General features: G+C 57.9%; 13 protein-coding genes. 4 read left to right on the forward strand and 9 right to left on the reverse strand.

Annotation, left to right across the window (positions count from 1 at the left end; translation table 11 throughout):
* Positions 1-27: 27 nt before the first annotated feature.
* Positions 28-1242, reverse strand: a complete 1215-nt coding sequence (locus tag D4100_RS09280) for an aspartate aminotransferase family protein (RefSeq protein ID WP_119804158.1) — start codon at positions 1240-1242, stop codon at positions 28-30.
* 659 nt (positions 1243-1901) lie between these two features.
* On the opposite strand from D4100_RS09280, the gene D4100_RS09285 reads away from it, so the two are divergent.
* Positions 1902-2876: an alpha/beta hydrolase gene (locus D4100_RS09285; RefSeq protein ID WP_119804159.1), complete on the forward strand. Its 975-nt coding sequence runs from the start codon at positions 1902-1904 to the stop codon at positions 2874-2876.
* On the opposite strand, the gene D4100_RS09290 is transcribed toward D4100_RS09285, so the two are convergent.
* From D4100_RS09290 to D4100_RS09315, 6 genes are all read right to left on the reverse strand, one after another.
* A complete protein-coding gene (locus D4100_RS09290) occupies positions 2873-3841 on the reverse strand; it encodes an ABC transporter ATP-binding protein (protein ID WP_119804160.1) in 969 nt (322 codons plus the stop codon). The genes D4100_RS09285 and D4100_RS09290 overlap by 4 nt on opposite strands.
* The gene (locus tag D4100_RS09295; protein WP_119804161.1) at positions 3831-4817 is read right to left on the reverse strand and encodes an ABC transporter ATP-binding protein; all 987 of its coding nucleotides are present in this window, start codon (positions 4815-4817) and stop codon (positions 3831-3833) included. The genes D4100_RS09290 and D4100_RS09295 overlap by 11 nt, the downstream gene beginning before the upstream one ends.
* Positions 4814-5764: an oligopeptide ABC transporter permease gene (gene opp4C / locus D4100_RS09300; protein ID WP_006321564.1), complete on the reverse strand. Its 951-nt coding sequence runs from the start codon at positions 5762-5764 to the stop codon at positions 4814-4816. Before opp4C ends, D4100_RS09295 begins: the two co-directional genes overlap by 4 nt.
* A 2-nt stretch (positions 5765-5766) precedes the next feature.
* A complete protein-coding gene (locus tag D4100_RS09305) occupies positions 5767-6723 on the reverse strand; it encodes an ABC transporter permease (protein ID WP_006321561.1) in 957 nt (318 codons plus the stop codon).
* Positions 6724-6771: 48 nt separating this feature from the next.
* Entirely contained in the window at positions 6772-8460 is a 1689-nt protein-coding gene (locus D4100_RS09310) for an ABC transporter substrate-binding protein (RefSeq protein WP_119804162.1), read from the reverse strand.
* A gap of 154 nt (positions 8461-8614) precedes the next feature.
* Positions 8615-10033: an aminotransferase-like domain-containing protein gene (locus D4100_RS09315; RefSeq protein ID WP_119804163.1), complete on the reverse strand. Its 1419-nt coding sequence runs from the start codon at positions 10031-10033 to the stop codon at positions 8615-8617.
* 144 nt (positions 10034-10177) lie between these two features.
* On the opposite strand from D4100_RS09315, the gene D4100_RS09320 reads away from it, so the two are divergent.
* From D4100_RS09320 to D4100_RS09330, 3 genes are read left to right on the forward strand one after another with little or no spacing between them, the layout of a single operon-like run.
* Positions 10178-11578, forward strand: coding sequence for a cytochrome ubiquinol oxidase subunit I (locus D4100_RS09320; RefSeq protein WP_006321533.1), 1401 nt, complete (start codon positions 10178-10180; stop codon positions 11576-11578).
* A 2-nt stretch (positions 11579-11580) separates the two neighbouring features.
* Entirely contained in the window at positions 11581-12588 is a 1008-nt protein-coding gene (cydB, locus tag D4100_RS09325; RefSeq protein ID WP_119804164.1) for a cytochrome d ubiquinol oxidase subunit II, read from the forward strand.
* A gap of 14 nt (positions 12589-12602) precedes the next feature.
* Entirely contained in the window at positions 12603-12752 is a 150-nt protein-coding gene (locus D4100_RS09330) for a DUF2474 domain-containing protein (RefSeq protein ID WP_006321531.1), read from the forward strand.
* 77 nt (positions 12753-12829) lie between these two features.
* Here the strand turns inward: D4100_RS09330 and D4100_RS09335 are convergent, their stop codons facing one another.
* Positions 12830-13402, reverse strand: a complete 573-nt coding sequence (locus D4100_RS09335) for a type II toxin-antitoxin system death-on-curing family toxin (protein ID WP_119804165.1) — start codon at positions 13400-13402, stop codon at positions 12830-12832.
* Entirely contained in the window at positions 13402-13833 is a 432-nt protein-coding gene (locus D4100_RS09340; RefSeq protein ID WP_158586338.1) for a type II toxin-antitoxin system Phd/YefM family antitoxin, read from the reverse strand. Before D4100_RS09340 ends, D4100_RS09335 begins: the two co-directional genes overlap by 1 nt.
* Positions 13834-13890: the final 57 nt, after the last annotated feature.

The raw sequence follows: 13890 nt of genomic DNA on the forward strand, positions 1-13890 counted from the left end.
TGCGCCGGTTAAGGCGCAGCCTGTGTATTAGCTGCAAATCCGCGCCACGGCACGCGCGAATCGCGCCAGCCCCTCTTTCACATCCTGCTCTGGAATGATCAGTGAAGGGGTGAAGCGCACCACATCCGGACCGGCGATCAGCGCAATCACGCCCTCTTCATTAGCCAACTGGGTAATCTGTTTTGCCTTGCCGGCATAATCCTTATTCAGCTGGCAACCAATCAGCAGGCCGCCGCCGCGGATTTCAGAGAAAATCGGGTATTGCTGGTTAATCTTGTGCAAACCTTCGATAAACCACAGGTGGCGCTGCTTCACCCCTTCCAGCACTTCTGGCGTATTGATGATGGAGAACACCGCGCCCGCCACCGCCGTCGCCAGCGGGTTGCCGCCATAGGTGGTGCCGTGGGTGCCTACGCTCAGGGTTTTGGCCAACGCGTCGGTGGTCAGCATGGCGCCAATCGGGAAACCGCCGCCCAGCGCTTTCGCGGTGGTCAGCACGTCCGGCACTACGCCGTATTGCATGTAGGCATACAGATGACCGGTACGGCCCACGCCGGTTTGCACTTCGTCGAAAATCAACAACGCATCGTGGCGATCGCACAGTTCACGCAGACCCTGCAGGAAAGCGCCATCGGCCGGCAGCACGCCGCCTTCGCCCTGAATCGGCTCCACAATCACCGCGCAGGTCTGGTCGTTGATCAGCTCAGCCGCGGCAGCCAGATCGTTAAACCCCGTGTGACTGATGCCGCCAGGCAGCGGTGCGAAATCTTTTGAATACTTCGGCTGGCCGCCGGCAGACACGGTGAACAGCGTCCGGCCATGGAAAGCGTTATTGAACGCCACAATCTGGTTCTTGCCGGCGTTGCCGTTGTCCAGCGCACGTTTACGCGCCAGCTTCAATGCCGCTTCGTTGGCTTCCGCCCCGGAGTTGCAGAAAAACACCTTGTCGGCAAAGGTGGCGTCAATCAGCTGTTTCGCCAGCTGCAGCACGGGTTCATTGGTGTAGCCGTTGCCCAGATGCCACAGTTTCCCCGCCTGTTCCACCAGCGCCGCCTTCACCGCCGGATGCGCATGTCCCAACGCATTAACCGCGATGCCGCCGGCAAAATCGATGTAAGACTTACCTTGTTGGTCCCAGACCTGTGAACCCTCTCCCCGAACCAGAATAAAATCAGCGGGGGCATAAACCGGGACCATCCAGTCGTCGAAAGACTGGCGGGTAACTGCGATTGGCTGTTCCATAATGACCTCATAACCTCAGCAAAGGCTGAATTTTGACTGTAAGGGCCGTTCCTGCCCGGATATTCCGCAACAAAACAAAAAAACCGCGTCGTTGAATCCGCTTTTCGCCCGGTGATAACTCTGCCACCAACCGGCTATTCAGAAACAAATCTGTTACATAAAATCGGTTTTCCACTATTTCTGCCGGGTATCCGGTCCCTGAACGGGGAATAAATGTTAACGAGCAGTTAAAATACATGCCGTTTGATAAAGAGTGTAGAGCAGCTATCGTGCCAAAACGGGATTTTTGGCGAATATCGCGTTTTTTTACGTTAAAACAACGGCTTACAATGCATACTTATTCAATAATTATGCATTGGTAATGAATAATTGAAAAAATAAGGCTAAAAATCATCATTGGTCGCGAAATCCTATTCAATTGCAAAAAACTTCAATATTTCTGATCGCGCTCGCAAAAATAATTTGGCCCGATTTGCGCCCGATCACACTTTTGCTCCATCAGAGTGCGGCTAATGCACCAAAGACGAGCAACCCGCCTCAGTCAAGGCTCTGCCGGGCAGAAAACCTTTTCCCCGGCGACGCATTCGTGCGCCAGATCACCGATTTGTTGAGCAGCAACTACACTGTGATTTCGACCACCCAGCGCTTGAGGAGCCATGATGTCAAAAAAAACTGTTGATCCCACCCAGCCGGCGGCACAAAAGGATATTCGCGTATTTCTGGACGCGTTAAACGCCGGCGGCGGCAAACCCATGGAGCAAATGAAGCCGAAGGAGGCGCGTAAAGTGCTGGAAGGGGCGCAAAGCAGCGTTGAAGTCCCGCTGTACGAAGTCGAAATCAGCGAGAAGACCATTCACGTTGAGGGACAGGACATCCTGCTGCATCTGGTGCGGCCGGCCAGAGTAAAAGAAGCGCTGCCGGTATTCATGTTCTTCCACGGCGGGGGCTGGGTGTTGGGAGACTTTCCTACTCATGAACGGTTGGTGCGCGATCTGGTGCACAGTTCCGGCGCGGCGGCGGTGTTTGTCAATTACACCCCTTCACCGGAAGCGCATTACCCCACCGCCATCAACCAGGCCTATGCCGCCACCGAATGGGTGGCCGAATACGGCGAAAAAATCAACGTCGACGGTTCGCGGCTGGCGGTAGTCGGCAACAGCGTAGGCGGCAATATGGCAGCGGTGGTCAGCCTGATGGCCAAGGAAAAAGGCACGCCGGCGCTGCGCAGCCAGATCCTGCTGTGGCCGGTGACCCACGCCAGCTTCGATACCGACTCCTATCACCAGTTCGCCGAAGGCCACTTCCTGACGCGCAACATGATGAAATGGTTCTGGGACAACTACACCACCGACAAGGCACAGCGCAAAGAGATCTACGCGTCGCCGCTCAATGCCACGCTGGAACAGTTGAAAGGCCTGCCGCCGGCGCTGGTGCAGACTGCCGAGCTGGACGTACTGCGCGACGAAGGCGAAGCCTATGCCCGCCTGCTGAACGCCGCCGGGGTAGAAGTGACTTCTACCCGTTATAACGGGCTGATCCACGATTATGGTTTGCTGAACCCGGTAGCCCACGTGCCGGCAGTGCACTCGGCCATTCATCAGGCCGGGCGCGCGCTGAAACACTATCTGGCTTAATCGGCATAATGGCAGGCCACCCGGTGCCCGGCAGCCACAGTGCGCAACGCGGGGGCCAATTGCCGACACTGAGCGGTAGCCTGCGGGCAACGGGGGTGAAAACGGCAGCCCTGCGGCGGTTGAGCCGGGTTGGGCAGTTCCCCCCGTGCCATTGCCTGCGGCTGCCGCAGCGGATCCAGGCTGGGTACCGACGCCAGTAACGCCTGGGTATAAGGGTGGCGCGGCCGGCGAAACAGGCTGTCGCGATCGGCGCTCTCGACAATCTGGCCGAGATACATCACCGCCACGTCCTGGCACAGATGTTCCACCACCCCGAGATCGTGCGAAATAAACAGAAAGGTTACGCCCTGCTGCTCCTGGAGATCGGAAAACAGGTTGATGATCTGCGCCTGAATCGAGACGTCGAGCGCCGAAATCGGCTCATCGGCGACGATAAACTCCGGCTGCAGGATCACCGCACGCGCAATGCCGATACGTTGCCGCTGGCCGCCGGAGAACTCATGCGGAAAACGTCCGTAATGCTGCGCCGACAGCCCGCAGATCTCCATAGTGTCGATCACCCGGTCGCGCAATTCACTTTTAGTCGCCAGACCGTGTTGCAGCAGGGCTTCGCCAATCGCATCGCCAACGCGCATTCTCGGATTCAGCGAACTGTAGGGATCCTGAAACACCAGTTGCATCTTCGGGCGCATGGCGCGCAGTTGGCGTGGACCGAGCGCATCCAGTGCCTGCCCGTTAAACAGCACTTCGCCGGCGGTTTTATCATGCAGCCCCAGCAACGTGCGGCCAACGGTGGTTTTGCCGCTGCCGGACTCACCCACCAAACCGAAAATGGTTCCCCTGCGAATGCTGAAGCTGACGTCATCCACCGCCCGCAACTGGCCGGTAGTTTGGCCGAACAGGCCATCGCGCAGCGGGAAATATTTCTTCAGCCCTTTCACTTCAACCAGTAATTCAGCCGACATGAATGCGCCCTCCCGCGTTCAGAAAGCAGGCGGACTGGCGCTGCGCATGGCCGTACAGCGGCGGAATGCCGTCACGACAGCGTGCGCTCACCTGCGAGCAACGATCGGCAAAAGCGCAATGGTCGGGCAAACGGGCCAGATCGGGCACCTGGCCGGGGATCGAATACAATCGGCGGCGGCGCTGCCCGGCCACCGGCCGCGATGCCATCAGCCCCTGGGTATAAGGATGTTGCGGATTAGCCAGCACCTCTCGCGTAGCGCCCTGTTCGACAATCCGCCCGGCGTACATCACCACCAACCGGTCGGCCATCTGAGCGATGACCCCGAGATCGTGGGTGATCAGCATCATCGCCATATTGTGCCTTTGCGCCTGTTCGCGCAGCAGCGCCAGGATTTGCGCCTGCACAGTGACGTCGAGCGCCGTGGTCGGCTCGTCGGCAATCAGCAGCGCCGGGCGGCAACTGATGGCCATGGCGATCATGATGCGTTGCAGCATGCCGCCGGAAAGCTGGTGCGGGTAGCTGGCCATCAACTGTTCAGCGCGCGCCAATCCCACTTCCGTAATCAACGCCGTCGCTTCCCGCCAGGCGGCCTTCGGCGCCGCCCCCCGGTGGCGGATCAGCGGCTCCACCAGTTGCTCGCCAATGGTCAGCACCGGGTTCAGCGCGCTCATCGGCTCCTGGAAGATCATCGCCAAGCGGTTGCCGCGCAAATCGGCCATCTGCTGTGGCCGCAGTTTCAGCAAATCCTGGCCGTCAAAATGAATCTCGCCGCCGTCGATCTGTGCCAGCGGCTGCGGCAACAACCCCATCATCGCCAGGGCGGTGACGCTTTTGCCACAGCCGGACTCGCCGACCACGCCCAGCGTCTGCCCGGCGTGCAATTCGAAACTCACCTGCTGCACCGCCCGTATTCGGCCCTGTTCGCCGTTGAAGGCCACCGACAGTTGATTAAAGGCTACCAGCGGTTGGCTCATCGTCTTACCCCGTTCATTTTCGGATCGAGCGCGTCCCGCAGGCCGTCACCCAGAATATTAATCGCCACTACGGTGATAAAAATCGCCAGACCCGGCGGCATCCACAACCAGGGGCGACGCTGAAAATCGATCAGGCTGTTGGCGGCATCCATCATGTTGCCCCACGACGGCGTCGGAGGAACCACGCCCAGCCCCAGATAGCTGAGCGCCGATTCGCTGAGAATGGCATTGGCCACCCCCATGGTCGCCACCACCACCAGGATCGGGACGGTATTCGGCAGCAGGTGGCCAAAAATACGCCGCCGGGTGGATAGCCCCAACACTTCGGTCGCCAGCATGAAATCACGCTCGCGCAGCGACAGGATCTGGCCGCGCACCAGCCGCGCCAGCGAAGGCCAGCCCAACAGGCTGAGCATGATCATTACCATGTAGATACGGTAATCCGGCGAAACGTCCAGTTCGGACAGCATCGCTCCCATAATGATCAGCAACGGCAGGCTGGGGATGGTCATCAGCAGATCGGCAAAACGCATGATCAGCTTGTCCACGATGCCGCCCAGATAACCGGATAACGCCCCCAACAGGTAGCCGAGCGTCACCGACAGCAGCATCGACACCAGGCCGATGGTCAGCGAGATGCGCCCCGCCAGCAGCAGGCGGGTGTAAATATCGCGGCCGAGAAAATCGGTACCGAGCCAGTGCGCGGCATTGGGTGCCTGATTAATGTTCAGCGCATCCCCGGCATCGTCCTGCCACGGCGACAGCATCGGCCCAAAAATGCACAGCACTGCCAGTATCAGCAGCAACAACAGCGAGGCCATCGCCAACCGGTGGCGCCGCAAGCGTTGCCAGGCCTGTGCGGTCGGCGGCGGCGACAACTGCGCCAGCGCCGGGAGTTGCGCCTGCCGCCAGCGGCGACGGCGACCAAAAAACAGCGTTGCCAACATGTTTACCTCAAACGAATGCGTGGGTCGGCATAGGCGTACAGAATGTCCGCCAGCAGGTTGCCCAAAATGGTCAACACCGCCAGAAACAGCGTAAAGCCCATCAGCACCGGATAGTCGCGCGCGGCCAGCGAGTCGATGTGGATATGCCCCGCCCCCGGCCAGTTGAAGATCTTTTCGGTGATCAGCGCACCGGAAAACAGCGCCGGCAGCTCGAACCCCAACAGCGTGATGATCGGCAACAGCGCATTGCGCAGCGCATGTTTGACGATCACCGTTTTCTCTTTAAGCCCTTTGGCGCGCGCGGTGCGGATATAGTCCATCCGGATAACGTCCAGCATGCTGGCGCGGAAATAACGCGTCAGGGTACCTGCCTGCAGCATCACCAGCGCCAGTACCGGCAACAACAGATGCGCCGCCACTTCCAACACCCACGCCAGCCCGGTCGCCTCACTGCCGGTACGCAGCATGCCGCCCGCCGGCAACCAGTGCAGATCGACGGCGAACCATTTAATCAACAACAGGCAGAGGAAAAAGGTCGGAAATGACATGGCGCCGAACACCGCCACTGTGACCAGATGATCGAACAGCGAATAGGGTTTCATCGCCGAAGCCACCCCCACCGCCAGCGCAATGCCCCAGTACAGCACCAGCGCCACCGATGCCAGCAGGAACGAGTTCCAGATGTACTGATTCAGCAGCGTGCTGACCGGGATTTGATATTGCAGCGAAAAACCGAGGTTGCCTTGCAGCAACTGGCCGAGCCAGTGCCAATAGCGGATGAGCAGCGGCTGGTCCAACCCATACAACGCCCGCAGTTCGGCGGCGCGTTGCGGCGTCAGGTTGATGTTGCCGTCGATAAAGTCGCCGGGGGTCAGCGCGAAGATAAAGAAAATCAGCAGTGATGCCAGCAGCATCATCGGAATGGTTTGCAGCAGGCGGCGCAGGATAAAATTTCTCATGGTGTTTTCCCTCACCGCCGCGCGGGATGGCGCGGCGGTATCTCGCCGTTACTGAACCCGTTTTACGTCCGGCAGGCTGCCGGTCAAGCCGTTGTAGACGTCCGGTTTAAAACCGGTTACGCGGGCGCTGCTGGCACTGAGGATTTTGCGGTTGCCCAGCAGGATCACCGGCGGATCTTCGGCCAACGTCTGATACAGCTGGTGATACAGCGGCTTGCGTTGCCCGATCTCCAGCGTAGCGTTGGCCTGGCCGATCAGCTTGTCCACCTGCGGGTTGTTATAGCCGGTTTCACTCACCTGGCTGAGGTAATCGCGCACTCCGTCATGCGGGTCGTTCAGGCTACTGGTGCTGAGCGACGCCAGGTCATAATTGCCCGCCTTGCGTTGCGCCAATAAGGCGTTGAAATCCAGCACCTGCGGCTTCAGCAGCACGCCAATCTGCCGATAGTTGTCTTTGGCGATCGGTACCAGCGCGTCATTCAGCAACTTTTTGGTCACCAGCAGCGTCAGCTCCAGCTTTTTGCCGTCTTTTTGACGAATGCCGTCCGCGCCCGGTTTCCAGCCGGCCTGATCCAGCAGTTGCTTCGCTTTGTTGACGTCGTAGGCGTACGGATTAATACCCTGCGGATCGTAAGCCCAGGAAACGGGAGAGATCGGCTGATTAGCCACAGTGCCGTACCCCTGATACACCACGGTAATCAGCTTTTGGCGATCAAGCCCGTAGATTAAGGCCTGGCGCACGCGCGCATCCTGCAACGCCGGCCGCTTAAAGTTGAAATCGATACGGCTGTAGTCGCTGGAGCTATACAGATTGATGTTGGCAAAGCCGAGCAGCTTCAACTGTTCAATATCGTCCGGCTTGGCGGTGAAGGCGTCGTAGTCGGTTTCGCCGGTCTGGAACAGCTGGAAGTTGGTGGCCGGGTTGGTCACGCGGTAAATAAAGCGCGCCACGGCTGGCGGGCCGAGGTAGAAGTTCGGGTTGGCGTGGAAACGGATCTCCTGTCCCGGCACGTATTTATCGTAAATATACGGGCCGTTGCCCAACGGCTTGCCGTTCAGTGCACGTACGCTCTCCAGCTTGCCGCGCTGGTAATCCTTGCCGTAATAGGCTTTCGACAACACCGGCCCGCCGATCAGTTGCAAGGTAGTGGCCCCCGGCTGGGTGGTGGTAATTTGAATAGTGCGATCGTCGACAACCTTCAGCCCGCTGATGCCCGGCGCGGTACCGTTTTTATACTCCGCCCCACCCTGGATGTGCGCCGGAGCAATGTCGGTATCGCCGTCATAGGCCGGGTCATGCAACAGCGTCAGGGTGAAGGCGATATCTTCCGCCTTTATCGGCGAGCCGTCGCTGTAGACCAGGTTGGGGCGCAGCTTGAGGGTATACACCCGGTTGTCCGGACTGATCTGCCAGGATTCTGCCAGCCGCGCCACAGGTTTGCCCTGGCTGTCCAGGCCAATCAGCCGGGTGAATATCACGTCGGTAACGTTCTCGTCCCAGCCGTTGGTAAACAGATAAGGGTTAAAATTGCCCTGCGGCTCGAGAATGCCGGCCACCAGGGTGTCTTTACGCAGCTTGGCCGCCGCCGGCACCTGGTTGGCGTCGGTGGCCGGGGTAATGCCTTCCGCCAGAGGGGCCGCCTGAGCGCTGAATGCCAGGCCCAGGGCACAGGCTATCGCCAATGGTGCCAGCCGTTTTTGCAACCGTTTGTTTATCTTGTTTTTTATTCCGCTCACTCACTGCCCCTTGTCTGCCCGTTGATAAAATGTGACAAAATTTATCGCAGAGTAATGGGCGGCCATAGGGCTGTCTAACAACGAAACCGGCATTCCATTGCCGAAAAAAGCATTATGAATTTTTCTATTGCGATGCTTACCCGCTCGGCACTGTTCAGCCTGCCGGTTCGAGCTGCCGGATAAGTTTGGCTAAGGTTTTGATCGCCGCCTCATGCCTGTCGCTCCAGTCAAAAGAGGCGTTCAGGCGGAAGCAGTGGTTGAAATGATTGCCGGTGGTGAACATTCTGCCCGGCGCGATGCTCACCCCCAGCGCCAGCGCACGCTGGTACAGCTCCATCGACGACAGCGCTGGATCCAGTTCCAGCCACAGAAAGTAGCCGCCGTCGGGCTGGCTGACCTTCACCGTGGGCGGAAAATGGTGGGCAATCGCCTGGCGCATCATGCTCTGGCGCTGGGCCAGCAACCGCCGCAAACGCCGCAGGTGGGTATCGTAGCCACCGTGCAGCAGGTAGTCGGCAATCGCCATCTGGGTCGGCACGCTGGTCGATACGGTGCTCATCAGCTGCAACCGTTGGATCTGCTGCGCGTAGCGCCCGGCCGCCACCCAGCCGACGCGAAACCCCGGCGCCAGGCATTTGGAAAACGACGAGCAGTGCAGGATCTGGCCGCCGCTGTCCAGCGCCTTGGCCGGTAACGGCCGTTCGGCGCTGAAGTACAGCTCACCGTAAACATCGTCCTCAATCAACGAGATCTGCCGTTCACGCAACAAGGACACTAGCCGCTGCTTGTTCTCGTCCGGCATGGTGGCGCCCAGCGGGTTCTGGAAGTGGGTCATCAGCCAGCAGGCCTTGATCGGATACTGCTCCAGCGCCTGCTCCAGCGCGTCCAGATCTATGCCGTCCTGCGGGTGAGTGGCGATCGCCACCGCCTTTAGCCGCAGCCGCTCCAGCGCCTGTAGCGCGCCGTAAAAGGCCGGCGACTCAATCGCCACGTAGTCGCCCGGTTGGGTCACCGCCTGCAGGCTGAGGCTTAGCGATTCCATTGCCCCGGCGGTGATCACTATCTCGTCCGGTGCCACCTGCATGCCGCTCAACGCATAACGCTGGGCGATGTTACGCCGTAACGCATCGTTGCCGGGCGGCAGGTTGGCCAGCGAGCTGTGCGGTGTGAACTTGCGCGCCACGCTGCTCAGCGCCCGCGCCAACTTCGGTTGGGCAAACAGCGTGGCGTCGGGAAACGCCGAGCCAAAGGGGACGATCTCCGGATCTTTGCACGCCTGCAGCACGTCGAAAACAAAGGTGTTGATGTCCACCTGCTCGCTCAGCACAAGCTTCTCGCCGCGCGCCGGCTGCGGCAGCGGCTGTGGGCGCGCGGCCACGTAGTAGCCTGACTGCGGCCGCGCGACGATCCAGCCCTGGCTTTCCAGCAATTGATACGACTGCACCACCGTCATCAAACTGAGACCGGCGCGTTTACCGCTTTCGCGCAGCGACGGTAACTTGTCCCCCGCCCGCCACACCCGGTTCTGAATTTGTTCGCGAATCTGTTGCGCAAGCTGTTCGTATCTGGTCATAAGCCCTAACTGTTATATGAAAAAGTGAAATAACTGTCACTATTATAGTCACTGTACTCCGTGCTTAACTTAACGCCAAGCTTTCACCAGAAAAATTACCGCTATACTGAAGAGGTTATTTTATGTTCAACCCAAGGAGGCGCCATGCTGGGTCTTGATGCACTGGAACTTGCCAGAATACAGTTCGCCTTCACCGTGTCTTTCCATATCCTTTTTCCTGCGATTACCATCGGTCTGGCCAGTTATCTGGCCGTGCTGGAAGGCATGTGGCTGAAAACGCACAATGAAGCCTACCGCGATCTGTACCATTTCTGGTCCAAGATTTTCGCCGTCAACTTCGGCATGGGCGTGGTTTCCGGCCTGGTGATGGCTTACCAGTTCGGCACCAACTGGAGCTTCTTCTCCGAGTTCGCCGGCAGCATAACCGGCCCGCTGCTGACCTATGAAGTGCTCACCGCCTTCTTCCTTGAGGCCGGTTTCCTGGGGGTGATGCTGTTCGGCTGGAACCGCGTCGGCCCTGGCCTGCACTTCTTCGCTACCTGCATGGTAGCCCTTGGCACGCTGATTTCCACTTTCTGGATCCTGGCTTCCAATAGCTGGATGCAAACCCCGCAGGGGCACGAAATCATCAACGGCCAGGTGGTGCCGGTCGACTGGCTTAAGGTGATCTTTAACCCGTCATTCCCATACCGCCTGCTGCACATGTCGACCGCCGCTTTCCTGTCCTCGGCCTTCTTTGTCGGCGCGTCCGCCGCCTGGCACCTGCTGCGCGGGCGTGATACGCCGGCCATGCGCAAAATGCTGTCGATGGCGATGTGGATGGCGCTGATCGTCGCGCCGGTGCAGGCGATGATCGGCGATGCCCACGGCCTGAATACGCTGAAACATCAACCGGCGAAGATCGCCGCCATCGAAGGCCACTGGGAAAACCCGCCGGGCGAGGCCACACCGCTGATCCTGTTCGGCTGGCCGGATATGCAGCGCGAAGAAACGCGTTTCAAGCTGGAAGTGCCCTATCTCGGTAGCCTGATCCTGACCCATAGCCTGACCGAGCAGGTGCCGGCGCTGAAATCCTTCCCGCCGGAAGATCGCCCGAACTCCACCGTGGTGTTCTGGACGTTCCGCATCATGGTGGCGCTCGGCATGCTGATGATCCTCGCCGGGGTATGGAGCCTGTGGCTGCGCTGGCGCGGCGGGTTATACCAGTCACGGCCATTCCTCTATTTCATCCTGTGGATGGGGCCTTCCGGGCTGTTGGCACTGCTGGCAGGCTGGTTCACCACCGAAATCGGCCGACAGCCGTGGGTGGTGTATGGCCTGTTGCGCACCAAGGACGCCGTTTCTGCGCACGGCGACCTGCACATGAGCATTAGCCTGCTGGCGTTTATCGTCGTTTACTGTTCGGTGTTCGGCGTAGGGTATTCCTACATGATGCGCTTGATCCGTAAAGGGCCGCAGCAGCATGAACATAAAGAAGATGACACCGAAGGCCGACCGGCGCGTCCGCTGTCTGCGGTGAAAGAAACTCTGGATGACAGGAGCTGAGCATGGGCATCGATCTTCCGCTGATTTGGTTTGTGATCATCGTGTTCAGCACCATGATGTACGTGGTAATGGACGGCTTTGATTTGGGTATCGGCATCCTGTTCCCGTGGGTTAAGGACAGCGGTGACCGCGATGTGATGATGAACACCGTCGCCCCGGTGTGGGACGGCAACGAAACCTGGTTGGTGTTGGGCGGCGCGGCGCTGTTCGGCGCCTTCCCGCTGGCTTACGCGGTGATCCTCGACGCGCTGGCTATCCCGTTAACGCTGATGCTGTTCGGGCTGATCTTCCGCGGCGTAGCCTTTGAGTTCCGCTTCAAGGCGACGGAAGAGAAGCGCCACATCTGGGACAAGGCGTTTATCTGGGGTTCGATCTTCGCCACTTTCAGCCTGGGCGTCGTGGTGGGTTCCATCATCAACGGTTTTCCGGTCAGCGGTCGCAGCTATGCCGGCGGCGCGCTGGACTGGCTGACTCCGTTCGCGCTGTTTTGCGGGCTGGGATTGGTAGTGACCTATGCGCTGCTGGGTTGCACCTGGCTGGTGATGAAAACCGCCGGTGACCTGCAGGCGCGTATGTACCGGCTGGCGACGCCGTTGCTGGCGACGCTGCTGCTGGTGCTGGCGGCGGTCAGTATCTGGACGCCGATTGCTCACCCGGAGATCGCCGGCCGCTGGTTTACGCTGCCAAACCTGTTCGTACTGCTGCCGGTGCCGGTACTGGTGCTGCTCAGCGCCTGGGGCATCCAGCGCGGGGTGAAACGCGGCGCGCACTATTCGCCGTTTATGCTGACCCTGCTGCTGGTATTCCTCGGCCTGAGCGGATTGGGCATCAGCATCTGGCCGCTGTTGATCCCGCCGTCCATCACTCTGTGGGACGCGGCCGCCCCGCCGCAAAGCCTTGGCTTTATGCTGGTTGGCGCGCTGTTTATCATCCCGATTATTTTGGTTTACACCTTCTGGAGCTATTACGTGTTCCGCGGCAAGGTCAGCCATGAACATGGCTATCACTGATAAGGGAGGAAAGTATGCACGATAAAACCGCAACCGCATCCACTCCCTGGTGGAAACGCGTCGGCTGGCTGGTGATCATCTGGAGCGCCAGCGTACTGGGGTTGTTCCTGGTCGCCTCGCTGTTCCGCCTGCTGATGACCGCGGCGGGCATGAAGTCGCACTGATCACTAATAATGCAAGTCAAAATGACTACCAATGATTGGTGGTCATTTTGACGATGATAATGAGATCGGGAAGATCTCTATTCAGGGTTACGGTAGCCCGCAACAATTTGGTTTGCCATTTCATCTAATTCAGCGTCATCCATTAAGCTATTTGCCACAGCAATTAACTCTCCAACGCCAACAATATCAGCAGTAATTGTGAATACCGTTAAATTATATAGCAGACACTCTCGCTCATCGGCAGGCAAATCATCATCATCACCAAAAACAGATTTATAATAATAATCTGCAAGAAGCCGTAGCAAAAATGCGGCCTGATTAATATCCACTCTGTCTTCAGCAACCATTACGGTTAGTTTTACAAGAAAGAACGACTCTCTTAATGCTTGCCCATTAGCCTGTAGAAATGATGCGCAGGTGATAAACGCAGTTCGTTTATTTGCATCAGCAAATGCATGCGCTTTTGCTATGGAAATCAGATACACTGCTGCAAGTTCAAATATATCATCACACAATTTGTAGTGATGGTGATTAGCAACCCGCCCCAAAGCTCCCTCTAGTTTATCAATGTCTACTACGGCTCCCTGTGGCAACGTTTCACGTTGAATATCAATGACCTCCTGAGCTGATAAAAAGATAAGATCTTCCATTACTTATCCTCCAGATCCTTTATGGTTTTAGCATGGCGTTTTCTCACCTCAGCCACAGCATCTTTTATTGATACCTGATTAGAAGGTTTCAGTTTTGCCGCAGACTCAGCTTGTTTCTGGAGAGCCCTGATAGTAGTAGGATCAAGTTTACCCTGAGCCTTCATCATTATCCCGAGGGCTTCGAGCTCTTTCGATGCAATTAAAGAAGTCACTGTATTAGTACTCATTGCTGATACAGTATTACGAATTGCCGCTTTAAGAAACTTACTGTCCAGTTTATTGACATTAGACGTTGGTAATTTTTTATTTCCCTGTCCCAGCACTATAGACTCCTTTCCCCGTTGAGTAACAACAAAAGTCTCTCCGTCACGAATTTCATCTAATACCTGGGATAAATCAGCCCGGAGTCGAGTGTAAGTAATTTCTTTCATGGCAGCCTCTATCCATTGCATATCTAAGTTCTTATGGTAGAGATTAACATGTCAACA

This window comes from Serratia inhibens (assembly GCF_003591175.1).
Lineage (GTDB): Bacteria > Pseudomonadota > Gammaproteobacteria > Enterobacterales > Enterobacteriaceae > Serratia > Serratia inhibens.

What these genes read in the sequence shown, in the direction of transcription:
- D4100_RS09280 (WP_119804158.1), bottom strand. Translation starts at nt 1,242, where the DNA reads ATGGAACAGCCAATCGCAGTTACCCGCCAGTCTTTCGACGACTGGATG.
- D4100_RS09285 (WP_119804159.1), top strand. Translation starts at nt 1,902, where the DNA reads ATGTCAAAAAAAACTGTTGATCCCACCCAGCCGGCGGCACAAAAGGAT.
- D4100_RS09290 (WP_119804160.1), bottom strand. Translation starts at nt 3,841, where the DNA reads ATGTCGGCTGAATTACTGGTTGAAGTGAAAGGGCTGAAGAAATATTTC.
- D4100_RS09295 (WP_119804161.1), bottom strand. Translation starts at nt 4,817, where the DNA reads ATGAGCCAACCGCTGGTAGCCTTTAATCAACTGTCGGTGGCCTTCAAC.
- opp4C (WP_006321564.1), bottom strand. Translation starts at nt 5,764, where the DNA reads ATGTTGGCAACGCTGTTTTTTGGTCGCCGTCGCCGCTGGCGGCAGGCG.
- D4100_RS09305 (WP_006321561.1), bottom strand. Translation starts at nt 6,723, where the DNA reads ATGAGAAATTTTATCCTGCGCCGCCTGCTGCAAACCATTCCGATGATG.
- D4100_RS09315 (WP_119804163.1), bottom strand. Translation starts at nt 10,033, where the DNA reads ATGACCAGATACGAACAGCTTGCGCAACAGATTCGCGAACAAATTCAG.
- D4100_RS09320 (WP_006321533.1), top strand. Translation starts at nt 10,178, where the DNA reads ATGCTGGGTCTTGATGCACTGGAACTTGCCAGAATACAGTTCGCCTTC.
- cydB (WP_119804164.1), top strand. Translation starts at nt 11,581, where the DNA reads ATGGGCATCGATCTTCCGCTGATTTGGTTTGTGATCATCGTGTTCAGC.
- D4100_RS09330 (WP_006321531.1), top strand. Translation starts at nt 12,603, where the DNA reads ATGCACGATAAAACCGCAACCGCATCCACTCCCTGGTGGAAACGCGTC.
- D4100_RS09335 (WP_119804165.1), bottom strand. Translation starts at nt 13,402, where the DNA reads ATGGAAGATCTTATCTTTTTATCAGCTCAGGAGGTCATTGATATTCAA.
- D4100_RS09340 (WP_158586338.1), bottom strand. Translation starts at nt 13,833, where the DNA reads ATGAAAGAAATTACTTACACTCGACTCCGGGCTGATTTATCCCAGGTA.